We start from the raw sequence: 24262 nt of genomic DNA on the forward strand, positions 1-24262 counted from the left end.
CCGAGGTCGTCAGGGGCGTCATAGGGAGCACGGCCGGAGGACCTCCGGGGCAAGTGGTCTACTCCACCTGAATGAGGGCTGGGCATTCGAGCCAAGAATCAAGTATGGAAGACGACGCGGATTAATGAGAGGCTCTCTGTGAGAAAAGCGAGCAGGGGGTGTGCCCTCGTGCGGCGAGTGATTGACTGCACAACGAGGGGCGAAACAATCTCTCCCGGAACCGTTATCAAAGCGTTACCTCTGTAATAGCCTCGTGACTGGTGCCGGTCTCGTCGTCCGCCGATCGGGCCTGCGGCGGGGCTGCCCCGTCACGCTGCGCCACTTACCCATGTTCCCTCACGTCTTAAGAACGGAGCACTCGTGCATCCTTCCCGTGCTGTCTCCAGCGTGGGGGCGGTCCTGACCGCCCTCCCTCTTGCTCTTGGTGCGCTTGTCGCCCCTACTGCTGCGCCTCCAGCTGCTGCTGCCCAGGGGCAGGTGACTCTCGCCTCCCCGCAGGCCCTGCCCACCGCTCAGATCGACGGCGTCGTCTGGGATCAGGCGGTCGTGGGCAACACGGTCTACGTCGTCGGGGAGTTCAAGAACGCTCGCCCGGCCGGCGCTGCTGCCGGTGAGAACGAGTCCCCTCGGTACAACGCCATGGCCTTCGACATCACCACTGGTGCGCTCCTGGACTGGGCGCCGAAGGTCAACGGCAAGATCAGTGCGGTCGAGGCCTCGTCCGACGGGTCCACCATCTACCTCGGCGGTAACTTCACCTCCGTCAACGATGAGACGGTCTACCGGGTCGCCGCGGTGGACGCCGCCGGCCAGCGCAAGCCGCTGGGCGCCTCGGCCAACGGCGCCGTCATGGACCTGGAGCTCTCACCCGACGGCTCCACCCTCTACATGTCCGGCTCCTTCACCCAGATCAACTCCTCATCGCGTCAGCGCGCAGGGGCGGTGGACCTCACGACCCAGACCGTGAACAGCTTCGACCCCGCGGTCGACGACTCCATGGTGCGCTCCATCACGGTGGCGGCTGACGGCTCCGCGGTGGCGATCGGCGGCTCCTTCACCTCGGTGGGGGGATCCTCTGACGGCTACGGCGTCGCCATCCTGGAGAAGGATGGGTCCCTGCGGCAGACCAACATCGCCAGTGTCATCCACAACGCGGGGAAGAACTCCGGGATCATGAGCCTGAAGTCGGACTCCAGGGGGCTCTATGGCACCGGCTACTCCCAGGAGGGAACCTTCGAGGGGATGTTCCGGGCTGACTGGTCCACCGGGAACATCAACCTCATGGCCGACTGCCACGGTGACACCTATGACGTGCTGCCCACCAACGACGTCATCTACATCGCCAGTCACACGCACGACTGCAGCAACATCGGAGGCTTCGCCGACCGCTCGAGCGAGGGCGTCTACCACCACGCCGTCGGGTTCTCCAGCACGGCCACCGGAACCGTGGGCTCCAACACGGCCTGGGGTTACAGTGACTACGCGGGTCAGCCTGCGCCCACCCAGTACGACGGCTTCCTCCCCGGCTTCGAGAACGGTAGCTACACCGGGCTGAACCAGGCCGTGTGGACCGTGGAGGGCAATGACAAGTACCTCGTCTACGGCGGTGAGTTCGTGGCCGTCAACGGTTCCTCCCAGCAGGGGCTCGTCCGCTTCTCCATGAGTGGAGGCACCCCCAACGCCCAGGGGAACAACAACGGCGGCAACGACGACGACAACGGCAAGGACAAGAACGACAACAAGAAGAACAAGAAGAACAAGAAGGATAAGGGCCAGAACGGCTGGGACAACCAGGACGGCTGGGACGACCAGGACGGCTGGGACGACCAGGACGGGAACAACAACCAGGGCGGTGGTTGGTGGTGGTGGTGACCATGAGGCCCGTCGGGTCTGCAGACCGCCGTGGTTTATCCGTTGAGTCATCCGGATCTACGGTCGGTGGAGGTGTGCTCCCGAACTCAGTGCCCGCCGAGAGCACCGCTCCGTGCGGTGGAGGTCGTACGCTTCGGCATGTGTCACGAACCCAAATGCTGATTCTTCCCACCGTCATGGTGCTGGGCCTGGGGCTGGCCGCCTGCGGAGGCGGAAGCTCCCACAGTGCCGCCAGCTCCCCCGCCAGTGGCTCGGCCTCCGCTCCTGCTGCGTCGTCGGCCGCCGCCACGCCGACGGTTCAAACTGCCCAGCCCATGGCGGCTCCCCCCTCGTCGTCGGACGATGTCGCCACCCCGGACTCCTCCTCGATCGACCCCAATGCAGTCGAGAACGGTGATCTGTCGAAGGATGAGTACCCCGAGGTGCCTTTGGACAAGTCCGTCCGCATCGACGGAGACGTGCTCATCTCCCTGGGACAACTGACGGCCCAGAACTTCACCGGTGGCCCTGGTGAGGTGGGAGGCCCTGGCGTTCTGGTTCCGGTGACGGTAACGAACAACTCCGGTCGGGACCTGGCGCTGGCCAGTGTGCTGTCCACGACCGTCAGCTACGGTGAGGGCGCCGGGACGCCCGCCAGCGAGATCATCTCGGCCTCGGACGCGGCGCCCCCGACGCTCGCCGCCGGCCAGACGGTGACCATCAACCGCGCCTTCGTCATTCCGACCGAGGGCCGCGAGAGCGTCAAGATCGTCGTCGATCTGGGAGCGGGTCACGGTGCCGCCACCTTCCGGGGGACAGCCGGCTGACCTGAGTCGGCTCGGGTGCATCGTCCTGCGACTCTCCGATCGAGGCGCCGTCTGCAGCTCGTTGAAGCGAGCGCGGGCGGCGCCTCGACGTGTTGAGGCGGATCCACTCGAGTGCGGCCTGCCGTCCGTTGCCTCGTCGTGATATCACCTGAGCCATCCCTGAAGTCAACCTGAGTGACGTCTATATGGGTGGGCGACTCTGATGGTTGAGGCCTATGGAAGGGTGGAATCATTGAAAAGGCTCGCGATTGGCGCGATCTGACCGAAAGGTCATCGTCGTACAAGGATGTCCCGTGCTGTGGTATGCGCTAAATGTTCACCAGAGGAGTTGTCGAGGGTGTACTATGGGCCAGCCCGTCGACCCTGGATGGGCGCGGAATACCAGCCATTCGTAAGGTTGTGTGTCCGTGATCTGCGCATGTTCTGAATGGAATACCTGTGAATCTCCCCCGACGACTCCTGAGCGGCCTCCTGGCTGCGGCTCTTGTTCCCATTGGCGCCGTCACTCTCGCCCCGGCGGCCCCCGCTGCCGCGGACCCGGCCCCCTCCGGTGCCGCTGGTACGCCCGCCACTGTCTCCGCTGACGCCCTCCCCACCGCCCAGATCAACGGCATCGTCTGGGACCAGGTCGTGGTGGGCGATATCGTCTACGCCGTCGGCAAGTTCTCCGCGGTCAGGCCGGCGGGCTCGCCGGCCGGCCAGAACGAGTCACCGCGCGGCAACGCGATGGCCTACAACATCAACACCGGCGAGATCCTCGACTGGGCGCCCACTACCAACGGCACCATCAACGCGATCGCCGCCTCCGCCGACGGTCGGACCATCTACCTGGGCGGCGAGTTCACGACGCTGAACGGCCAGACGACCTGGCGCGTCGGCGCGGTCCGGGCCGCCGACGGTCAGCGGACGCCTCTGGGCGCCGCCGCCAACGGCAGCGTCAAGGCCCTCAGCGTCTCCGCCGACGGTCAGACGCTCTACATCGGCGGTGCCTTCACCCAGATCAACTCCTCGGCCCGCCAGCGCGCCGCCGCGCTCAACCTGAGCACCCAGCAGCTGACAGGCTTTGCACCGAAGGTCGACAACTACTACGTGCGCAGCATCGTCGGGGCCTCTGACGGCTCGGCCGTCGCCATCGGCGGGGCCTTCGAGTCCGTCGACGGCAGCGACAAGCCCGGCTACGGCCTTGCCATCCTCGAGAACGACGGCAGCCTGCGGCACAACAACGCCTCCAACGTGGTGCGCGGCGCCGGCGCCCGGGCCTCGGTCATGAGCGTCAAGGCCGATGAGCAGGGCCTGTACACCGCAAGCTACTCCCAGACCGGCTCCTTCGAGGGCGTCATGCGTCTGAGCTGGGTCACAGGGGACATCGACTACATGGCCGACTGCCACGGCGACTCCTACGACGTGCTGCCCGCGGGCGACGTCGTCTACGCCGCCAGCCATTCCCACGACTGCTCCAACATCGGCGGCTTCCCCGACGTCACCAACCAGTACCACAACGCGGTGGCCTACACGAACGCCCCCACCGGGACGGTTCAGCGCACTCACAACAGGGGCTACCGAAGCTACGAGGGGCAGAACGCCACCACCAACCTCAACTTCTACCCCGACTTCACGCCGGGCAAGATCTCCGGCGCCACCCAGGCGACCTGGACCGTTGAGGGCAATGACAAGTACGTCGTCTACGGCGGCGAGTTCCTGGCCGTCAACGGCACCGCCCAGCAGGGCCTGGTGCGCTTCGCCCGCCGCGACATCGCCCCCAACAGGCAAGGACCCGTGAACAAGGGCGGAGCCTTCAAGGTCTCCGGCTCCTCACCGCGCGCCGGCGTCGTCTCCCTGTCCTTCAAGACCAACTGGGACCGTGACGACAAGACCCTGACCTACAACGTCTACCGCGACTCCATGAACGGCCAGCCGGTGTCCAGCCAGTCGGTGACCGCCGGTTTCTGGGAGCGCTCCGACCTCAGCGCCACTGACGTCGTCGATCCCGGAAGCACGCACCGCTACCGGGTCCAGGTGACTGACCAGTGGGGGGCCTCCACGGTCTCGGACTGGGTGACCGTCACGGCCGCTGAAGGTCAGGGGCTGAGCAGGTACGGGGCCCGGGTCCTGGCGGACGGCGCCGCCCACTACTGGTCCTTCGACGAGACCGACGGCGACAAGGCTGAGGACTTCGTGGCACAGCGCAACATGACGATCCGAGGCAACGCCTACAACCGCGGAGGCGAGTCCGTTCTGGGCTCCGGAGCCTCTCTGTCCATGACCTCGGACGGCAGGAACAAGTCCCACGCCGCGACGAGGGTCGCCTCCCAGGCGCCTACCGCCTTCTCCATGGAGGCGTGGGTTCGTACCACTTCGACCTCGGGCGGAGAGATCATGGGCTACGGCTCCTCCGCGACCAGGCAGTCGTGGAGCCGCGACCGCCTGGTGTACATGCGTAATGACGGCACGCTCAGCTTCATGCTCTACCCGGGCAAGCTGACCACTGTCACGACGCCCAAGAGCTACAACGACGGCCAGTGGCACCACATCGTGGCCTCCATGAGCCCGACCACCGGCGCGATGCTCTACGTGGACGGTGTCCTCGCCGCCTTCGACGGCACCATGACCGCGGGGCAGAGCTACTCCGGGTACTGGCGCATCGGAGGAGACTCCCTCAGCGGTGTCAACGGCCAGCCCTCCAACACCAATATCCGGGCCGATATCGACGAGGCCGCCGTCTACAGCACGCCGCTGTCCGCCCGCCAGATCGCCGAGCACTACACCGCCGCCACCGGCAAGGAGGTCCAGCCCGACGGCAAGGACGACAAGGGTGACAACAACGGCGGTCAGGGCGACGCCGGCAAGGGCGGTCAGGACAAGCCGGAGAAGGGCAAGGCCCTACTGGACGACTCCTTCGAGCGCAGCGTGAACGGTGGATGGGGCAAGGCCAACACCGGAGGCGACTGGAAGACCGCCTGGAACGCCGCGGCCTTCTCCACCGATGGCACCAGCGGCCGCATCGCCATGGCCGGCCCGCGCTCCTCGGCCTCGATCATCTCCGAGGAGATCAAGTCGACCTCCACTGACGCCGTCGCGGACTTCTCACTGGACTCCGTGCCCTCCGGGAACGGTGCCTTCATCTCCTACGTCGCTCGCGCGACCAAGGCCGGTCAGTACCAGGCCACGGCCCGCATCGGCAGTGCCGGCAACCCGGTCGTCACGGTCTCGCGGGTGGTCAAGGGACGGGAGACCGCCCTGGGCACCTACGTGCTGCCCCAGGCCTATACGGCCGGCCAGCAGCTCCACCTGCGCATGCTGGTCGACGGTGCGGAGTCGACCAACATCCAGACCAAGTTCTGGGCCGGTGATACCGAGCCGGCTGAGTGGGGAATCGAGGTCGTCGACAACGACAAGACCCTCAATGAGCCCGGCACCGTGGGTCTGACCACCTACATGTCCGGTTCGGCGGGACCTGAGACCGTCGCCCTGTCGGTCGACAAGATCACCATCAAGCAGCACTGACCAGTGCCAGCACGGGCCGGGCCGAGAAGACTCATCGTTCTTCTCGGCCCGGCCCACCTCTAGGATTGCCCTCTAGAGAGAACCCACCAGGAGGGATCATGATCAGAGTAGCGATTAACGGATACGGCAACCTCGGCCGCGGCGCCGAGCAGGCCATCACCAAGAACGAGGACATGGAGCTTGTCGTCGTCTTCACTCGGCGCGACCCGGCCTCGGTCACCACTCAGGGAGCCCCCGTGGTCCACGTGGACGACATGCCCGCCTGGGTCGACAAGGTCGATGTCTGCCTGAACTGCGGAGGCTCAGCCACTGACCTGATCGAGCAGACTCCGGCCGTGGCAGCCCTGTTCAACACGGTCGACTCCTTCGACACCCACGCCCGCATCCCCGAGCACTTCGCCGCCGTCGACGCCGCCGCCAAGGCCTCGGGGCGCATCGCCCTCATCTCCACCGGCTGGGACCCGGGCCTGTTCTCCATGCTACGGGTCCTGGGTGAGGCCGTTCTGCCCGACGGCGCCACCACCACGTTCTGGGGGCCCGGCGTCTCCCAGGGGCACTCCGACGCCCTGCGCCGCATCGACGGCGTCCAGGACGCCAAGCAGTACACCCGCCCGGTGGAGGCGACTGTTGCCGCGGTCAAGGCCGGCGACGACGTCGAGCTCACCACCCGCTCCATGCACACGCGCGACTGCTACGTGGTGGCTGAGGAGGGCGCTGACCTGGCGCGCATAGAGCGGGAGATCGTGGAGATGCCCAACTACTTCGCCGACTACGACACCACCGTCACCTTCATCACCGCCGACGAGCTGGCCGCCGAGCACGCCGGTATCCCGCACGGCGGCTCCGTCATCCGCCGCGGGCACACCTCCGACGACGTGGCCGAGACCGTGAGCTTCGAGCTGCAGCTCGGCTCCAACCCGGAGTTCACCGGCTCGGTCGTGGCCGCCATGGGGCGCGCAGTGACGAAGCTGGCCGCTCGCGGTGAGTCCGGTGCACGCACCGTCTTCGACGTGACGCTCGCCGACCTGTCCGCCAAGGCCCCCGAGGACCTGCGCGCCCGCTACCTGTGATGCGCCGACACTCGGGGACGTCCCGCCGTCAGCGGCGAGCAGGCGGTGGGACGCCAAGGGGCGCCGGCAGACTCAACTGCGGAGGATGGGCTTATCGACGTCGGGCAGGTCGCCGCGACGGGCGGCCCACAGGAGCTTCAGGCCGTCGCGGGTGGCCTGTGCGGCCGTGACGAGTGGGCGCCGGCTGCGCAGGAGCTGGCGCTTACCGCCGCGCAGGACGATCTCGCGGGCGGCCCGGCCAGCAGTGGCCACCCACCGGCGCTGCACGGGCCGGTCCAGCTGCAGGCCGGCATAGAGCAGCCGGTTGCGCACGTTGTAGTAGTAGTAGATGTCGGACTTGGCGCGGTCCTCCTGCTTGGAGCCCTGGGCCCCGTCGGATCTCTGCGACTCGGAGTGGGTGCCGCCCTCGTCATGGACGGCGACGGCGTCGCGCGCCAGGTCGAGGCTGCCGCCGGCGGCCAGCACCCGGGCCGAGAAGTCCACGTCCTCCCAGTACAGGAAGTATCGCGCGTCGAAGCCGCCGGCGGCCTCGAAGAGATCCGTCGACAGAGCCAGGCAGGCGCCCGAGAGCCACGGCTGGGTGCCGCCCGGGGGGATCGGATGCGGTGAGCGGCGCGAGCGCATCGAGCCGTCGGCCAGGCACACGACGATCCCGTCGGAGACGATACGGCCGGTGGAGTCCTTGAGGACCGGCGCTACCAGGGCGAGCCGGTCCGCGTGCGCTCGGGCCGCTAGACGGATGAGGTCGGCCCGGGCGATGACGGCGTCGGGATTGAGCAGGACGAGCAGGTCGGCGCCAAGCCCCCGGGCCCGGGCCGCGCCCAGGTTCATGCCACCGCCGAAGCCCGTGTTCGTCTCCGGCAGGACCGCCTCCCAGCCACGCGAGGAGGCCAGCGCCATGAGCTCGGAGCGGGCGGCGGGCGTGGAGTAGTTGTCGACGACGACGATGCGCGCCTCGGGGGAGTCCTCGGCCACGCGCGCCAGCGTGCGCTCCAGCAGCGCTGCTGAACCGTAGTTGACCACGACGACCGCCGTGCGGGACAGCAGCTCGCGGCCGGAGAGCCCGCCCGTGGTCTTGGACGCGGCCGACTCAACGCTCTCGGCGGCGTCGGTGCGCTGGGCGGGATCAGGGGTGGCGGTCATGGGAACAGGGGCCTTCCGGATGCAGGACGGGTCGAGGTGCGAACCGAGGATGAAGAGGTCGTCAGTGCTGTGTCTGTCAGGTGCATGCAAGGTGTACGTGAGGTGTCTGCGGGTTAGTGCGATGTCAGTGCGTGATGGCGTGGCGGGCGTGATGCCGCCGACAGGTCGGTGCTGCGACGGCGTCGGACGGGGCCGGACCGCGGAGCGCACCCGGTTCGTGATAGTACCGTTAGACCTTGATATCACGCCGTGAGCCGCCGGCAGGCGGAAGAAAGGACGGGGCTGGACGTGCACCTGACCATTGCGATGCTCACCTACCGGCGCAACGAGTACCTGACGCAGGTCATCCCCGAGCTGCTGGCACAGGCCGACGACCTCTCCGGGCCGGAGACTACGGTGGGCATCCTCATCGTGGACAACGATCCGCGGGCTGGCGCACGAGCCGTCGTCGAGACCGCCCGGCGGGCGGCCCTGGAGAGTGAGGCCTTGGAGTCGGCTGATGAGTCCGGGGCGGGCGACCGGGCTGAGCCGGCCGGCTCAACCGACTCGGCTGCGGCGTCGGGGCTGGCCTACGTCCACGAGCCGGAGCCGGGCATTGTGGCCGGACGCAACCGAGCCCTGAGCGAGGCCCACGGCTCCGACGCCCTCGTCTTCATCGACGACGACGAGATCCCCTCACCGGGCTGGCTCGCCGCCCTGGTGAGCACCTGGCGCGACCACGGATGCGCCGCGGTCACCGGCCCCACGCCGCCGACCTTCGAGGTGCCCCCCTCCGCATGGGTCACCGCCTCGGGCGCCTTCGACTCCTGGGAGGCCGCCGACGGCGCCCAGGTGCGCAGCGCCGACACCGGCAACCTGCTCCTGGACCTGGGCGTCGTCGAGAGCCTGGGGCTGCGCTTCGACCCGCGCTACGGGCTCACCGGCGGGGAGGACTCCCTCTTCACCCGCCAGCTCACCCGGGCCGGCGGTGTCATACGCTTCGCGGCCGGGGCGGTCGTCACCAAGCGCGTGCCCGCCGCCCGCGCCACCCGGGCCTGGGTGCTGGAGCGCTCACTGCGCTCGGGCTCGTCCTGGGCCCGGGTGCGCATCGATACGGCCGGGCCCGCCGGCGGCGGCGCGTCCGGGACCCTGGTGCGCCTGAGGCTGCGCCTGGGCTACGGTGCCAAGGGGCTGGCCAAGGCCGGCGTCGACGGGGCGCGCGGCGGGGTGGCCCGCGCTCGCGGAAACGTGCCCGCGCAGGCCCGCTACGAGGTCTCCTCGCGCGGGGGCCTGGGCATGGTCGTGGGCGCGCTGGGCGGTCACGTGCGCGAGTACGGCCGACCCCGCAGCCGGCGGGGCCGGGGACACACCGGAGGGAAGAGCGCATGAGCCGGCTGACGATCGCCATCCCCACCTTCCGGCGCCCCGAGGACCTCGCGCGGGCCGTCGGCGGGGTTCTGACGCAAGCCACTGAACAGGTCGCTGAGCAGGCCGCAGAACAGGCCGTCCGGAGGTCCGGCGGCGAGACCGTCTCCGACGTCGAGGTCCTCGTCATCGACAACGACGCGCAGGGCTCCGGGCGTGAGGCGGCTCTCGCGGCGGCCGCCGATGCCGGGATGCCGGTGCGCACCTCGCCGGACGAGCCGGTGGAGCCCGGGGCGGTGAGCGTGCGCTACGTCGTCGAGGAACGCCCCGGGGTGGCGGCCGTGCGCAATCGCGCCCTCGATGAGACCGCCGAGCGCGACCTGCTCGTCTTCATCGACGACGACGAGGAGCCGGAGCCCGGCTGGCTCGCCGCCCTCGTGGGGCTGTGGGCCTCGACCGGTTGCCAGGCGGTGGCCGGGCCCGTCATCCCGGTCTACGAGGTCGAGCCGGATCAGTGGGTGCGCCAGGGGGAGTTCTTCGTGCGCAGGACCTGGCCCACCGGGACGGTCCGCCCGGTGGCCGCCTCCAACTGCCTGCTGCTGGACCTGGGCTTCGTGCGAGGGGCGGGGCTGCGCTTCGACGAGGCCTTCGGCGCCACCGGGGGAGAGGACACGCTCTTCACCCGCCGGCTGACCGCGGCGGGGGGCGTGATTCGCTGGTGCGATGAGGCGCGCGTGCGTGACCATGTTCCGGCCTCGCGGCTCACCCACCCCTGGATCCTGCGCCGACAGCGGTCTCATGCCGCCACCTCGGTGCGCGTCGAGCTGGCCCTGGCCGGCGGCGGCGCTCAGCCGGCTATCCGGGCCCGGGCCGCGGCGGGGGGCCTGGTACGGATCGTCGTGGGTGGTCTGCGGACGGCCGGTGGGACGCTGATCGGCAGTCCGCGGCACGCCGCCAAGGGCGCACGGCTCCTGGCCCGTGGCCGCGGCATCCTGGCCGCCAGCATCGGCGGCGGCGTCCACCGCGAGTACGACCACTGAGGCTTATCCGCGGGCGGGTGCCATCGACGCCTACGGGGACAGAAATTCCGTCCCCGCAGGCGCAGGATGTCCTCGGCCGAGTTCAGACGGGTCGTCGTCGACTCCCAGCTGGACGGCGTCGCGCAGGGCCGGTTGCAGCACGGCGGCCCCCAGCACGATCGGAAGGTAGGCGGGCAGCACCGTCCACGGCCCCACGAACACGTTCTGCACCACGGTCAGCGCCGCGAAGAACAGCCAGGGCGTGGCCTTGAGCCTTCCCAGGTCGCGCATCATCGCCGCCAGCGCCATCCCGGCGATGAGCAGCAGCAGGAGCGCCCCCGGGATCGAGGCTGCCGCCCACATGTCCATGACTCCCGAGTGCAGCTCGATGCGGCCGCCGAACATGAAGTTCTCGACGTAGCCGTTCTCCGGGTCGTAGCCCAGGGCGGCCATGCCCCGCTTGGCCACCCACAGGTCCTCGAAGCGGGGCTTGACGCCGGCGCCGTACCCCCAGGGGCGGTTGCGGAACAGGGCCCAGGACGCGCCCAGCTCGGGGCGGGCGGACAGCAGCAGGCCCGAGGAGCTCGACGACTGGGCGATGGTCCGGTTCTGGGCGTCCTCGCCCAGGGTTCCGGACTCCGAGGCCGCGACGACCCCGGCCATCGCCGTCACCCCGACAACCGCCAGCACGATGATCTGCGAGACGGCCAGCCGCCTCGGAGCGGGCACGTGCCACCGCGCCCAGGAGGCCAGGGCCTGCCAGATGACCGTGCCCAGGATGATGGCCAGGAAGGCGAGGGTGGAGCGGGAGTCGGAGACGAGGAAGATACCGCTGAGCCCCAGCAGGGCGATGATCTGCACGAGTCGACGTCGGTTGGCCACGAGGCTGAGGATCATGATCGATACCGCCGCGCCGATGCCGAACTTCCACGGGTTGGTGCTGGTCTGGATCAGTGACAGCGAGTCCAGGAACATGCCGAAGCCGACCGCCAGAGCCGCGCGCCTCGTTCCCAGCCGGCGAGCCCCCCACACGAAGACGGCCACCGCGCACGGCACCGCCAGCAGGCTCAGGGTGGTGACGCGGCGCGCCCAGGCCTCGACGACGAAGCTGCTCTCAGCCAGCAGGGACATGATATAGGCCGTTCCCGCCGCCAGGATGGACAGCACGAGCAGCAGGGAGAACCGGCGTGCGTGGCGCACGGCAGTCCAGGTGATGGGGATCGAGGCGAGTGCGACGCAGTCGCCGACGCTCAGCGCGGCGGCCAGCTCGCGGCGCACCCCCATGCAGGCCAGGAGAACGATGGCGATCGCCATCTCCAGCCTCCGACGCCGGGGATTCGGCTCAGAGCCCGGCTCGAGGTCGGCCTCGGGCGGCGTCTGCGAGCCGGCGTGGGACGCGGCCGGCGACCAGGGCTGGGCCACGGCCGGTCAGGAGTCTTCCCGAGACCGCCGACGCCCGATGATGAGCAGCGGGTCCTCGACCTTGTCCTGGGGGTTCTTCTGGCTCAGGAAGTACAGCAGGATGGCCATGACGGCGCCGGCCGCCAGGCCGATGGCGGCTCCGATGAGTGCGGTGGACACGGCCGACAGGCTGGAGGGCGAGGTGGGGGTCGTGGGGGAGTCGACCACCTTGAGGGTCGCGGTCGTGTTCCCCGGCTGCCCGGAGTTGGACAGGTCGCGGGCGACCTTGTCCAGGGCGCTCAGCTCGGCCTCGGCGATCCTGTGGGCGCGTTCGGGCTCGGTGCTGGTGGCCCGGATCTCGACCAGTGTCGTGCCGGTCTTGCTCGTCACCGAAACGGACTGGCGCAGCTCCTGCTGGCTGATCCCCGTGGTCTTGGAGACCTCCGCGAAGGTGCTCTCCGAGGTCCCGATCTCCACCAGCGTCGGCATGATGGAGGTCAGGTAGTTGAAGGTGTTGGTGGGGTTGGCCTCACTGTTCTCCACGCTCAGGTTCGCGTTGGCCGTGGAGGTGTACTGCGCCGGCGTCAGCAGGCCGAAGACAAGGCCGATGATCATGCCCAGCACAACGTGCATGATCACAAGGACTGCGTTCTTGCGCAGCGCGACGATGAGGGTTTCCGGGTCCATGGGTTCCGTTTCGGTGATTGCGGGAGCAACAGAATAGCGCGCTCATCAGCACGCGAACCGGGCGCGAGAAGTGAATCACCCCGTTCCCGGGCACTTCTCAGCGCCTACTAGGGCTCGATGCTCGTGGATTGCTGGCACTCGCAAGGCGGCCGACCGGCCGGGGAGTGATGAACCTGACGGCCTTCCGTCCGGTGGGGATGTGCGGCGTGACGGCACTGGCCGGTACTGGCCGGCACGTGCTGGTGCTGAGTGGTTCTGGTCGGTCACGAGCGCCTCGCTCAGAGTCGGTCGGAGATGATCTCGGGGACGTCAGGACTGTCGGCGCGCGAGGCGCCGGTCTCCTCGGTCTCCTCTGAGTTCTCTGAGTCCTCGGAGGCGTCTGGGACGTGGGTGGGGTCGGAGTGGAGCGTGGGCCTGGCCTTCATACCGCGCAGACCGTTCCAGGCGAGGTTGACCATGTGGGCGGCCACCTCCTCCTTGCTCATCGCGCGGTTCTCCAGCCACCACTGGGCCGGCATGGCCACGATCCCCACCAGCATCTGGGCGTACAGCGGCGCCGTTCGCGGGTCGAGGTCGTGGGCCGCGAGCTGCGAGGCGAGGATCCCGGAGACCTCGATGGCGACGTCGGCCAGCAGCGTGGAGTAGGTGCCGGCGGCGCGGTCCGAGCCCGCCGAGAGGATGCGGAAGCCGTCAGGGGAGTCCTCGATGTAGGTCAGCAGGGCCAGTGCCGCCCGCTCGGCGATCTGGGACGCGGATCCGGAGGTGTCCGATCCGCTCGGACGGGACGGGCCCTCGGGGCCGGGGTCGGCGGCGGGCCGTGAGCCGGGGCCCGCGGCCGGGTCGGTGATCGCCGAGGAGATCGCGGCTGAGATCGTGGTGATCTCCCGGTCGACGACGACGGCGTACAGGCCCTCCTTGCCGCCGAAGTGCTCGTAGACCACCGGCTTGGAGACCTGGGCGCGGGCGGCCACCTCCTCGACGCTGGTGGCGTCGAAGCCGCGCTCGGCGAACAGCCCGCGGGCCACGGCGATGAGCTGCTCGCGCCGTTCACTGGCGCTCATGCGCGTGCGCTTGGCGGCCACGGCCTTACTCCTCCCCGACTGGTCCGACCCGACGGCGTTCGGACCACTGGGCGAAGCGCGCCGAGGCCAGGGCGCCGGTCCGACGCGCCAGCCGGTGGCTGGGGGCCTCGATGTAGCACTGGAAGAGCCAGGTCAGCGGCGCCGAGACCAGCGGGGCCAGAACCAGCAGCCACCACGGTGAGATCGACTGCGTCAGCAGCCGCAGGGAGACCACCACCGGCTCGTGCACCAGGTAGAGGGAGAAGGACATGAGCCCCAGGTACTGCACCGTGCGCGAACGCAGCAGGCCGCGCAGCGCCCCGGCTCGCACCACGAGGTGAACCAGGCAGGCGGCTGCCGCCAGGGTGACCGCGTTGGCGACGCGCTGGGCCGTGTGGCTCTCCATTCCCGGCCACCAGGCCAGGGTGATGAGCAGCAGACAGACCAGGGCCTGAACCGTCGCCCAGGGGCGGACCCTGTCCGGGACGGGGGCGGGGGCATGCCCCCAGGCCCAGCCCATGACCGCGCCGATGGTGAACACCGGTAGGTAGCTGCCCGAGCCGGGGCTCGCTGTGATGACCGGCACGGCCAGGGCGGACACCACCGGCAGCCATGAGATCCGCCACCGAGCGCACAGGGCCACCCCGAGGATCGTCAGGGGCAGCACGAAGGAGAAGATCGCCTCGGCGTGCAGCGACCACAGGACCGTGTTGCGGTAGGCGTGCTTGGGGATGAGCAGGTACTCCATGAGTATCTGCCGTGCGCTCAGTCCCGTGGGGTGGGTGACGGTCATCCAGTGCCCCAGCGCCGGATCGGTCGAGCGTGGTACGAGCAGCATCGCGATAACCGCGAAGGTGGTGGAGGCCGCCGCCGGCAGCCACAGGCGCACGAAGCGCCGGGGGGCGTAGTCGACCCAGTCGAAGCGTCGGCCCTGGGCGTGGCGTCGAGCCACCGGGTAGGTCAGGGCCACGCCGGACAGGACGAAGAAGATGAGAACGGCCTCGTGACCGGCCCACAGCAGGTGGAGCGGACTCTGGGTCAGGATCCGGTTGAAGGTCCCGGTGGGGACGACGCCGGGACGGGCGCCGACCTCCGCCAGGGCCGGCACGGTCTCCAGGACGTGGTGGATGAGCACGACGACGGCGGCCAGTCCGCGCAGCCCGTCGAGCTCGACGAGCCGCACGGCCGCCGGCTTGCGAGAGGAAAGAGGGAGGGAGGCGGGGGAGCTGGAGGGGGAACTGGACATGGGCCCATCCTGCCCTGTTGACCCGGCCGGCCGTGAAGTCCTGCGAGTGTGGCATCGATCCGACCGACTCTCCGCCGACACGGGGCTGGCCTAGGCCGGCACGGCAATGAGCTGAGCCGAGCCGGCTGGAGGCGGCCTGGGGCGCGGCGGTCTGGACTGGACGGTGTCGAAGGTGCCGAGGGCCATCGGGACGTGAGAGACTGTCCCGGCGTCGCGCCCCAGGCCACCCGGTCGGAGGACGGGACGTGCCTTTCCGCCCTGGTGTAGCGGCAGCACGCAGGCCTTTGGAGCCTTGAGGCCCGGGTTCGAATCCTGGGGGCGGAGCGGCGTACTGTTCCGTAGTACTCACGGCGTTCGGGTTGTCTCGTTCTCGCACCCATCAGCGGCCCACCGGCCGCCTGCGGGATGAGCGCCGACTCGTCCGTCCATCCGTACCTGATCAGAAACCGTTGGAGTCCGCCCCCGTCCGGTCGCCGGCCGGATCCGTGGGGAGCCCGGGCACGACCCTGTGAGAAGAGGACACGTGACCCTCACCGCACCCGCCGCCGTCATCGTCATGGCCGCAGGCAAGGGAACTCGTATGCGATCGGTCACCCCCAAGGTCCTGCACCGGATCGGCGGTCGCAGCCTTGTGGACCACGCCGTCACCGCCGCCAGGGGGCTCAAGCCCCGCCACCTCGTCGTCGTCGTGCGCCACGAGCGCGACGCCGTCGTCGCCCACCTCGCCGAGGTCGCCCCCGACGCCGTCCCCGCCGACCAGGACGAGGTCCCCGGAACCGGACGGGCCGTGGCCTGTGGGCTGGCCTCCCTGCCCGAGGAGCTGACAGGGCCCGTCGTCGTCACCAGTGGGGACGTCCCCCTCCTTGACACCGCCACCCTCCAGGCCCTGCTGGCCCAGCACGCCGAGCGCGGCGACGCCGTCACCCTGCTGACCACCGAGCTCGACGACCCCAGCGGCTACGGGCGCATCGTGCGCGAGGCCGACGGCACCGTCTCGGCCATCGTCGAGCAGCGCGACGCCACCGAGGCCCAGCGCGCCATCCGGGAGATCAACGCTGGCGTCTACGTCTTCGACGCCGCCCACCTGCGCACCGCCCTGGCCACCCTGGGCACGGACAACGACCAGGGCGAGGTCTACCTCACCGACGTCGTTGCCCACGCCCACCGCTCGGGCCTGTCCACCAGCGCGCTCGTCGTCACCGACCACTGGCTCGTCGAGGGCTGCAACGACCGCGCCCAGCTCGCCGAGCTCGGCGCCGAGCTCAACCGCCGGGTCCTGCGCGACTGGATGGCCCAGGGCGTCGGCGTCGTCGACCCGTCCTCCACCTGGGTGGACGTCACCGCCGAGCTCGCCCAGGACGTCACCCTTGAGCAGGGCGTCCTCGTACGCGGCACCACCCGGATCGGCCAGGGCGCCCGCGTGGGCGCCTACTCGATCCTCACCGACGCCATCATCCCGGCCGGCTGCGTCGTCGCCCCCCTCAGCCAGCTCGACGCCGACGGCGCTCAGGGCTGACGCATGAAGGCACCGGACCGTCGGTCCCGGCTGGGTCAGCTGCCTGCCTCCACCTCTTCCTCCAACAGTCACACCGAGGGCCGCACCGGCCGTGAGAAGGGAACCACGTCATGACGGGCATCATCACCAAGGGCGAGAAACGGTTGGTCGTCGTCTCCGGGCGCGCTCACCCCGAGCTCGCCGAGGATGTGGCCAGCGAGCTCGGCACCGAGGTGCTGTCCTCCACGGCCTACGACTTTGCCAACGGGGAGACCTACGTCCGCTTCAACGAGTCGGTGCGCGGCTGCGACGTGTTCGTCGTCCAGTCCCACGGCGACCGCGTCAACGACTGGCTCATGGAGCAGCTCATCATGGTCGACGCCCTCAAGCGAGCCTCCGCCAAGCGCATCACCGTGGTGGCCCCCTTCTTTCCCTACGCCCGGCAGGACAAGAAGCACCTGGGGCGTGAGCCGATCAGCGCCCGCCTCGTGGCGGACCTCTACAAGACCGCCGGCGCCGACCGCCTCATGAGCGTGGACCTGCACACCTCCCAGGAGCAGGGCTTCTTCGACGGCCCCTGGGACCACCTGTGGGCCCAGCCGGTGCTCGTCGACTACGTGCGCACCCGCATCGACCCCGCCAACGCCGCGGTGGTCTCCCCCGACGCCGGCCGCATCCGGGTGGCCGAGCGCTGGGCCAACCAGCTCGGCGGCACACCGCTGGCCTTCGTCCACAAGACCCGTGACGTCACCCGCCCCAACGAGTCCGTGGCCAACCGCGTCGTCGGTGACGTCGAGGGGCGCACCTGCGTCCTGGTCGACGACATGATCGACACCGGCGGCACGATCGCCAAGGCCGTCCAGGTGCTCTTGGACTCCGGGGCCAAGGACGTCATCGTCGCTGCGACCCACGGAGTGCTCTCCGGGCCGGCTGTGGACCGGCTGTCCACCTGCGGCGCACGCGAGGTCATTGTCACCGACACCCTGCCGATCCCCGCCGGCAAGCGCTTCGAGCAGCTGACGGTCCTGCCGATCGCGCCGCTGCTGGCGCGGGCCATCAAGGCCGTCTTTGACGACGGATCGGTCGCCTCGCTCTTCGACACCGTCGGCGTCTCCGGCGCCTGAGGCTGGCGCGTTGTGCCGGCCTCAGATCGGCGTCACACCGGCGCCGATTCTGTGCTCGCCTGCGCTTACCCCACTGCGCACTGCTGCGCCTCTGCCCGCGCCGGGTCCCGTCCTCGGGCCCGGCGAAGGCTTTTGCGCGGGCAGTCACGGCTAGTCCTGACCTGGATGGGCAGTCGGTGCCAGTCGTGGGTAGGGCTGGCCATGACGGTGAGCCGGCTCCCCGCGCTCAAGTGATTTGACCAACTAGATAACTATTTCATTGCGATCCGACCGTGCGGTTGAGTAACGTGAGGCCGTCATCAATGCGTGTCCTGCTGGTGCGGGGCGTATTCTCCCGAGGCAATGCGCCCTACTGGTTAAATTGAATGTCGCCACGGACACTCCAATGGCGGTGTGTTGCGTGCGTCCCCGTTGAGCTCGCCGATGTCCCATCGTCCTGAGTGCTCATTGACAGTCATATCTCCCGGAGGTTCCTATGCGCCGCCGTTCCAGCGCTCCTCGTCTCCTCATCGTCTTCCTCCTTCCGTTCCTGCTCGCCTCCATGGTCGTCCTCACTCCCGTCGCTCCGGTGGCGTCGGCGTCGGAGGAGGCAGAGGCCGGCTCCGAGGCCGACGCAGGCGGAAGTGACAAGGGTGACGGCGCGGAGGATTCCGGGAGCAACGGAGGCGACGCCGGCGATCAGGCCTCCGACCCCACCGGCCAGTCGCCTCAGGAGCCCCCCTACACGGCCGCGCCCCTGCCCACGGCCCAGATCGACGGCGTCGCCTGGGGGCAGCTCGTCGTCGGTGAGGTGGTCTACGTCGTCGGCAGCTTCCAGAACGCTCGGCCGGCCGGGGCGCCCAAAGGGCAGCAGGAGGTTCCGCGCTCCAACATCCTGGCCTACGACATCAACACCGGGGAGCTCATCGAGGACTTCGCCCCCACCCTCAACGGTGCGGGACGGAGTCTGTCCGTGTCCCAGGACGGCAAGACCCTCTACGTCGCCGGTGAGTTCGACAAGGTCAACGACGAGTGGCACAGCCGCCTGGCCGCCTTCGACATCTCACAGGGCCACGGGACGCTCATCTCCTCCTTTCGCCCCGTGTTCAGCACGACCGTCAAGGACATCGCGGTTGCCGGGGACACCCTCTACGTCGGGGGTTACTTCACCACGGTGAACGGCCAGCAGCGGGGGCGTCTGGCTGCGCTCAAGGCATCCACCGGCGAGCTCACAGACTGGGCCCCCTCGGCGGAGGGACCCAACGCTCAGGTCTACGCGATCGAGGTCTCGCCGGACCACTCCAAGGTGGTCATCGGCGGCTCCTTCTCCTCGGTCAACGGCTCGAGCCAGCCGGGTTACGGGCTGGCTCTCCTGGACGCCTCAAACGGTGAGCTGCTGCCTATGGCTGTCAACGACACCGTGCGCACGGCCGGGGAGCACGCCGCCATCTTCGATATCGCCGTGGATGACACCGGCTTCTACGGCACGGCCTACTCCTCCGTCGGGCGCCTGGACGAGGCTAACCTTGAGGGAAGCTTCAAGGCCGACTGGAACGGCGATCTCGTCTGGCTCGAGCCCTGCCACGGTGACACCTACGGGATCGCCCCCACCAAGAAGATGGTCTATACGGTCGGACACGCCCACTCCTGCGAGACCATCTACGGCTTCCCCAACATGCCCGAGGTGCGCAAGGACGGCCCCCACCCCCTGTACGTGCGGGCCATGGCCTTCACCAACAGTCCCGACATCACTATCCGTTCCCAGGGGGTGGTCGACGGCTACCAGGACTGGTCGACCTCGGGCTACAAGAGCCCCATGATCGTCGGCTGGTACCCGGATCTGGAGGCGGGCAAGGTCACCGGCATGTCTCAGGCCGCGTACAAGGTGGACGTCACCGACAAGTACGTCCTCATGGTGGGTGAGTTCATCGAGGCTGCCGGCAAGGGCCAGCAGGGGGTCGTGCGCTACCCCCGACGCGAGAGGCAGCGCACGCAGCCGCCCGAGGGCAAGGCCGAGACTCTGGCCGCCAAGGCCGAGGTGACGACGTCGGGCTCGGTCAAGGTCTCCTTCACCGCCACGTGGGACCGTGACGATCCGATCCTGACCTACAGCCTCTACCGGGATGACGAGACCGAACCGGTGGCCACCGAGAAGATCGGTGACACCCGCTGGGCGCTGGAGACCCACGGCCTGGAGGACACCGGCTGCCCGGCCGGTGAGCACACCTACCGCCTTGTGGTCTCCGACCCCAGCGGCAACACGATCACCGCCCAGACCTCGAGCGTCAAGGTCTCCAAGGACGCGAGGAACGCTCAGGCTGCGGACGACGCGGACAAGAAGGCGGGCCGGGACGACGACAACCAGGGCGACAACGCCGAGCGGGCCAACAAGCAGGCCAAGGAGCAGGCCATGGAGAAGAAGTCCGAGGGGCGGTGAGGACAGTAGCGACAACTGACGACAGCTGAGCCGACGGGCGAGTCTGCGCCGGTCAACTGGTCCCGGCCTCGGGCGGCCGGCTTGAGCGGAGAACATGAGCAGGGCGGGCCCGATGCCTCATACAGGCTCATATCGGGTCCGCCCTGAAGCCGGGACTTGCGGCAGGATTACCACAGGATTACCAGGAGCGGCGCGGCGGCTGCGCGCCGCGGCGGGCCGAGGCCGCCGACGACGCCGAGGCCATCTGCTGGGTGGGCTGGATCGACGGCGGCGGAGGCGGCGGTGGGGCATCCGGCGGGTCGGGGCTGCGGTGGCGACCGCCGGCTGAGGCCGGAACCGGCGTGAGGTGGCGGGTCTGGTCGGAGGATGTCTCCTCGGCCAGCGGCGCCACGAGGGTCAGGCGCGGCTTGGACATCCGCCGACGACGAGCGAGGGTCTGCCGGCGTGAGGGCGCCTGCTGACGCACCGACGTCGGGCGGGCGACGGAGGACGAGGAGGAATCCGCCTCGGAGGCCGACTCCTGACTGCGGGCGGCGGGACGCGCGGCCCCTGCGGCAGTCGTGGTGTCGGGAGCCGAGGCCGAGCTCTGGGCCCGGCGGCGACTCGTCGTCGTCGGGAGGGAGGACGCGTCCTGCCAGCCGGTCGGCGATACCGGACGGTCCACCGACGGGGAGGTGATACGACGTCGGGTGGGCACGCCCGGTGCGGAGGTCGTCGACGGGGTCGAGGCCCGCCGCCGGCCGGACGCCGGCGCGAAGGCACTCGGAGCGGACGGGTGAAGGTGGGAGGTCCCGGCCGGGGGTGCCGGGGACGCTGAGGAGACCGGGACCGTCAGGTCCGCGGGGGTGGGAAGGGACGGAGGCAGAGGCGCATGGGTGTAGGACGACGCACTCTCGACCCCCGAGCCCGACGGGACGGTCCCGGCCGAGGTGGCGGGTGCCTGCTCGCCGGCCTGTTGGCGGTGTATGGCCGACGTGATGCCGGAGGCGAAGGATCCGTGTGCGGGGGCCGAGGCCGCAGACGCCGACGACAGCGAGGCGGCCGAGGGCATCGACGTCGTCAAGCCCACGGAGGCCGCGGAACCGGCTGACGATGTGGGGGGCGCGGTGGAGGACGCCGTGGAGATCGAGGACGGCGTCGGCAGAGGGGCCCGGTACGGCTCCTGAGCGGATGAGGGCACCGGGGTGGAGACCGCGGGCATGGCGGTGGGCATGGCGGCCGTCTGCTCCGGGGCCTGCTGCGCGGAGAAGACCGGGGCCGCGGCGGATGACGCCGTCGGCTGGGATGCCGCAACCGGCGCCGGGCTCGACGACGATGACGACGATCCCGACGCCGCGGGCACCGAGGCGGGGGCTGTCATCGAGGCGGAGGCGGACTGGAGGGCGATGGTCCCGGGTGCCTGAGCGAAGACGCCCTCCGGAGAAGTGGGAACCGGCGACTGGGCCTGAAGGTGCTGGTACTGGTAGGGGTCCTGCGCCTGCATCTGAGACTGGGTCGGGGCCGGGCTCGGCTGCAGAAGAGCGGCCATTTTCCGCCTCAGAGCAAGCAGAGCGACCGCGGCCCGCCCGGTGCCGCCCTTGCCGCTGTGCCCGGTACTGTGCTCGGTGCCGCGGCGGTGGCGGAACATGGCGTAGGAGATGGAGGCCAGCAGCCCCAGCAGGAGCCCGGAGACCGCTGAGGCGCGGGCTCCCGGACGCTCCATCGTGGCGTTGGCCGTGGTGGCCGGCGAGGTGGTGCTCGTCGTCATCCCCAGCGCCTCCTTGCCGAGCAGATCACCGGAGGAGAGCTCCTTGTTGAGGGAAGCGGCCGTCGCCTGTGCCATGTCAACGGCCTTCTGCTTGCTGTCGGCCTTGGCGGCGATGGACAGGACCAGGGTCTCGGGCGGGTTGGTGACCGTCAGGGCGTCCGACAGGTCGGTGGTCCTCATCTTCAGGGAGGTCGCCGCCGGATCCAGGACCTTCGGGCTCTTGGAGAGCTCGACCAGGGTGGGCATGAGGTCCTTGGCCTGGGTCGAGAAGGAGGGGGTCTCCTTGGACTTGGGCTGGATGCCCACGGTGGTGGTCGCCGCAGCGACCGGCTTCGTCGACAGGGCCACTCCGAGCCCGACCAGGGTGCATACGAGCAGGATGACAAGGCAGGCAACGAGGTTCCTGCGGATGGCGTGAAGGATCTGCGAAGGCTGCACGCTGCTCCCCATCTGGTCCGGGTCTGGTCGGTTCCGGCGGCCGGCCGGATCCGAGGACCCGGCGGATGCTGAAAGGCTACGGCCCAACCCTAACTATAAGATCGCGCTCAGGTCTCGGTGACTGTAGTAGCCTTCGCTGCGCCCCCGGTCACGCCTGGGTTCTTCCGGCATGTGGCACCGGGCGATGTGGTGAGTCTTTCACCGGAGCCGTGCGTCAGGCGAGGGTCCTGAGGACTTCCGCCGACGCGGTGAAGAGGGCGCCGGAGCCGATCGGGTACGGTCGACGTCGTCGGACTTCTTCCGGGCTCGCCTGACCTTGGTCAGGACGGCGAAGGTGCTCTCAGCATCTTCCCAGACGCTTCTCACGGCGACCCTGCGGTGGGGCTGCGGCCGCAGACGCGCTGGCGGCGCACCATCGGTGAGCTGCCCGACTCACCGATCAGCCGCGGTGACGTCACCGCGAAGTCACCACGACAACCATTATGACAAGGGAGGCACGATGTCCTTGGCCAGGACCCTGTTCATCGTCCTCCCCATGGCGGCTACCGCCCTGGCCGTCCTCATCTTCGTCGCCGACCGCATCCATCGCCGCCCCGCCATCGGGGCTGGGCTGGTCGTGTGCGCCATCGGGTTCGTGCCGGTGTGGGTGATGATCCCCTTCGAGCCCAACGTGCCTCCCGCCGCCCTGGCCTGCTTCCTCGTGACCGTGGCCCTTCTGCCCGGCTTCTCATGGCGCCTGACCAGCGGGGACCTCATGGTCGCCACCGCCTGGGGCCTGGCGGGCCTGTCCGTCGCCGTGGGGTCGCCGCTCAACTACGTCCTGTCCGACGTCGTCTTCGGAGCCCTGCCCGCCTATCTCGCCGGGCGGCTGCTCGTGGAGCGGCTCGGGCTGCGGCCCATGGCCGAGGTCCTGGCACTCGTGTGGATCGTGGTCTCCGTGCTGGCGCTGCTCGAGGCCGTCACCACCATCAACCCCTTCAGCTACATCACCGTCCACAACAACCTCTATGAGGAGTGGGCCCCGCCGCTGGCGAGGGGGAGCCTCACCCGCGTCGAGGGGGCCTTCGGTCACCCCATCGCCCTGGGGGTGTGCCTGGCGGCGGGGATCCCGCTGATCCTGGCGACGCGGTGGAAGCCGGGCTGCCGGATCGCGGCCGGTGCCCTCGTCCTGGGAGCGACCATCCCGACCTTCTCCCGCGCGGCCATCGCCTGCGCCGTCATCGCCGTCATCCTCAGCCTCATGCAGGTGCACACCAATATCCCCGCCCTGTGGCGAATGAGCTTCCTCATGGTGCTGGTCGGTGTGGGCAGCGTCCTGCTGCCCTACGTCCTGGGCGTCTTCGACTCCGCCGGCCGTGAGCAGGAGGACTCGGCCGGCTACCGCGGCGACATCCTCGTCCTCGTGCGTCAGCTCAAGCCGCTCGGGCTGTCCTCGGCCTACCAGAAGTCGGGGGACTCGGTCGCCTGGGGCGGCTACAGCTCCATCGACAACCACCTGCTCCTGACCGCCCTGCGCTTCGGCTGGATCCCCGTGGTCCTCATCATGATGGGGCTGGTGGTCTACCTGGCCCGGGCCTTCGTCCAGCGCTCCAACCCCGCCCAGATCGCCCTGCTCAGCCTCATCCCGGCCTACGGGACGGTCGCCTTCATCACCCAGATCGGCACCGTCGTGTGGCTCATCGCCGGGATGGCGGCCTCGGCGCAGGTCTCGGTCCTCCTGGAGAGCCACGACAACACCGCGGGCGGGGCAGTGGGCGTGGGCGTCGTCGCCGGGCAGGACAACCCCTGGAACCGCGTCCGGGGCAGGGACCGGCCCCGCAGCGCTTTCACCGGCCGACTGGTCCGTCCGGGGAGTGGTGCCGGGGCGGGGAGTCACTAGACTCGCGGCC

16 protein-coding genes and 1 tRNA gene are annotated in these 24262 nt (G+C 69.5%); 11 read left to right on the top strand and 6 right to left on the bottom strand.

Features of this window, described 5'->3' with window-relative positions:
* Positions 1-360 precede the first annotated feature (360 nt).
* The 4 genes from EL340_RS13130 (at position 361) to EL340_RS13145 (ending at position 7252) form a co-directional block, all read left to right on the top strand.
* Positions 361-1872, top strand: a complete 1512-nt coding sequence (locus EL340_RS13130; RefSeq protein ID WP_126414990.1) for a hypothetical protein — start codon at positions 361-363, stop codon at positions 1870-1872.
* A 140-nt stretch (positions 1873-2012) separates the two neighbouring features.
* A complete protein-coding gene (locus tag EL340_RS13135; RefSeq protein WP_232023094.1) occupies positions 2013-2678 on the top strand; it encodes a hypothetical protein in 666 nt (221 codons plus the stop codon).
* A gap of 438 nt (positions 2679-3116) precedes the next feature.
* Positions 3117-6182 (top strand): LamG domain-containing protein, encoded by a 3066-nt coding sequence (locus tag EL340_RS13140; protein WP_126414991.1) that lies wholly within the window; start codon positions 3117-3119, stop codon positions 6180-6182.
* 98 nt (positions 6183-6280) lie between these two features.
* A complete protein-coding gene (locus EL340_RS13145; protein WP_126414992.1) occupies positions 6281-7252 on the top strand; it encodes a diaminopimelate dehydrogenase in 972 nt (323 codons plus the stop codon).
* Positions 7253-7324: 72 nt separating this feature from the next.
* On the opposite strand, the gene EL340_RS13150 is transcribed toward EL340_RS13145, so the two are convergent.
* Complete coding sequence (locus EL340_RS13150; protein WP_126414993.1) at positions 7325-8395, bottom strand: glycosyltransferase family 2 protein; 1071 nt, start codon at positions 8393-8395, stop codon at positions 7325-7327.
* Between the two features lie 288 nt (positions 8396-8683).
* Here EL340_RS13150 and EL340_RS13155 point away from each other — a divergent pair, with 288 nt between their 5' ends.
* Entirely contained in the window at positions 8684-9763 is a 1080-nt protein-coding gene (locus tag EL340_RS13155; protein ID WP_126414994.1) for a glycosyltransferase family 2 protein, read from the top strand.
* Positions 9760-10779 (top strand): glycosyltransferase family 2 protein, encoded by a 1020-nt coding sequence (locus EL340_RS13160; RefSeq protein ID WP_126414995.1) that lies wholly within the window; start codon positions 9760-9762, stop codon positions 10777-10779. Before EL340_RS13155 ends, EL340_RS13160 begins: the two co-directional genes overlap by 4 nt.
* A 30-nt stretch (positions 10780-10809) precedes the next feature.
* Here the strand turns inward: EL340_RS13160 and EL340_RS13165 are convergent, their stop codons facing one another.
* From EL340_RS13165 to EL340_RS13180, 4 genes are all read right to left on the bottom strand, one after another.
* Entirely contained in the window at positions 10810-12072 is a 1263-nt protein-coding gene (locus EL340_RS13165) for a hypothetical protein (RefSeq protein WP_126415516.1), read from the bottom strand.
* Between the two features lie 114 nt (positions 12073-12186).
* On the bottom strand, positions 12187-12846 hold the full coding sequence (locus EL340_RS13170; RefSeq protein WP_126414996.1) for a Wzz/FepE/Etk N-terminal domain-containing protein: 660 nt from the start codon (positions 12844-12846) through the stop codon (positions 12187-12189).
* Positions 12847-13124: 278 nt separating this feature from the next.
* A complete protein-coding gene (locus tag EL340_RS13175; RefSeq protein ID WP_232023095.1) occupies positions 13125-13928 on the bottom strand; it encodes a TetR/AcrR family transcriptional regulator in 804 nt (267 codons plus the stop codon).
* A 4-nt stretch (positions 13929-13932) separates the two neighbouring features.
* Entirely contained in the window at positions 13933-15153 is a 1221-nt protein-coding gene (locus tag EL340_RS13180; RefSeq protein ID WP_126414997.1) for an acyltransferase family protein, read from the bottom strand.
* A 252-nt stretch (positions 15154-15405) separates the two neighbouring features.
* Between EL340_RS13180 and EL340_RS13185 the strand changes: the two genes are divergently transcribed.
* The 4 genes from EL340_RS13185 to EL340_RS13200 all read left to right on the top strand — a co-directional run bounded on the left by EL340_RS13185 (position 15406) and on the right by EL340_RS13200 (position 20188).
* Positions 15406-15477 (top strand) — tRNA-Gln (locus EL340_RS13185).
* A gap of 199 nt (positions 15478-15676) precedes the next feature.
* Positions 15677-16669 carry a bifunctional UDP-N-acetylglucosamine diphosphorylase/glucosamine-1-phosphate N-acetyltransferase GlmU gene (locus EL340_RS13190; RefSeq protein WP_126414998.1) on the top strand — a complete coding sequence of 331 codons (993 nt, stop codon included), beginning with the start codon at positions 15677-15679 and terminating at the stop codon, positions 16667-16669.
* A 110-nt stretch (positions 16670-16779) separates the two neighbouring features.
* A complete protein-coding gene (locus EL340_RS13195) occupies positions 16780-17772 on the top strand; it encodes a ribose-phosphate diphosphokinase (RefSeq protein ID WP_126414999.1) in 993 nt (330 codons plus the stop codon).
* Positions 17773-18247: 475 nt separating this feature from the next.
* Positions 18248-20188: a YncE family protein gene (locus tag EL340_RS13200; RefSeq protein ID WP_126415000.1), complete on the top strand. Its 1941-nt coding sequence runs from the start codon at positions 18248-18250 to the stop codon at positions 20186-20188.
* A 178-nt stretch (positions 20189-20366) separates the two neighbouring features.
* Here EL340_RS13200 and EL340_RS13205 read toward each other — a convergent pair whose 3' ends face one another.
* Positions 20367-22373 carry a chain-length determining protein gene (locus tag EL340_RS13205; RefSeq protein ID WP_232023096.1) on the bottom strand — a complete coding sequence of 669 codons (2007 nt, stop codon included), beginning with the start codon at positions 22371-22373 and terminating at the stop codon, positions 20367-20369.
* A gap of 499 nt (positions 22374-22872) precedes the next feature.
* On the opposite strand from EL340_RS13205, the gene EL340_RS13210 reads away from it, so the two are divergent.
* The gene (locus tag EL340_RS13210; protein WP_126415002.1) at positions 22873-24252 is read left to right on the top strand and encodes a hypothetical protein; all 1380 of its coding nucleotides are present in this window, start codon (positions 22873-22875) and stop codon (positions 24250-24252) included.
* Positions 24253-24262: the final 10 nt, after the last annotated feature.

Origin of the sequence: Actinomyces viscosus, from assembly GCF_900637975.1 — a bacterium.
Lineage (GTDB): Bacteria > Actinomycetota > Actinomycetes > Actinomycetales > Actinomycetaceae > Actinomyces > Actinomyces viscosus.

What these genes read in the sequence shown, in the direction of transcription:
- EL340_RS13200 (WP_126415000.1), top strand. Translation starts at nt 18,248, where the DNA reads ATGCGCCGCCGTTCCAGCGCTCCTCGTCTCCTCATCGTCTTCCTCCTT.
- EL340_RS13210 (WP_126415002.1), top strand. Translation starts at nt 22,873, where the DNA reads ATGTCCTTGGCCAGGACCCTGTTCATCGTCCTCCCCATGGCGGCTACC.
- EL340_RS13150 (WP_126414993.1), bottom strand. Translation starts at nt 8,395, where the DNA reads ATGACCGCCACCCCTGATCCCGCCCAGCGCACCGACGCCGCCGAGAGC.
- EL340_RS13180 (WP_126414997.1), bottom strand. Translation starts at nt 15,153, where the DNA reads ATGTCCAGTTCCCCCTCCAGCTCCCCCGCCTCCCTCCCTCTTTCCTCT.
- EL340_RS13195 (WP_126414999.1), top strand. Translation starts at nt 16,780, where the DNA reads ATGACGGGCATCATCACCAAGGGCGAGAAACGGTTGGTCGTCGTCTCC.
- EL340_RS13170 (WP_126414996.1), bottom strand. Translation starts at nt 12,846, where the DNA reads ATGGACCCGGAAACCCTCATCGTCGCGCTGCGCAAGAACGCAGTCCTT.
- EL340_RS13160 (WP_126414995.1), top strand. Translation starts at nt 9,760, where the DNA reads ATGAGCCGGCTGACGATCGCCATCCCCACCTTCCGGCGCCCCGAGGAC.
- EL340_RS13165 (WP_126415516.1), bottom strand. Translation starts at nt 12,072, where the DNA reads ATGGCGATCGCCATCGTTCTCCTGGCCTGCATGGGGGTGCGCCGCGAG.
- EL340_RS13145 (WP_126414992.1), top strand. Translation starts at nt 6,281, where the DNA reads ATGATCAGAGTAGCGATTAACGGATACGGCAACCTCGGCCGCGGCGCC.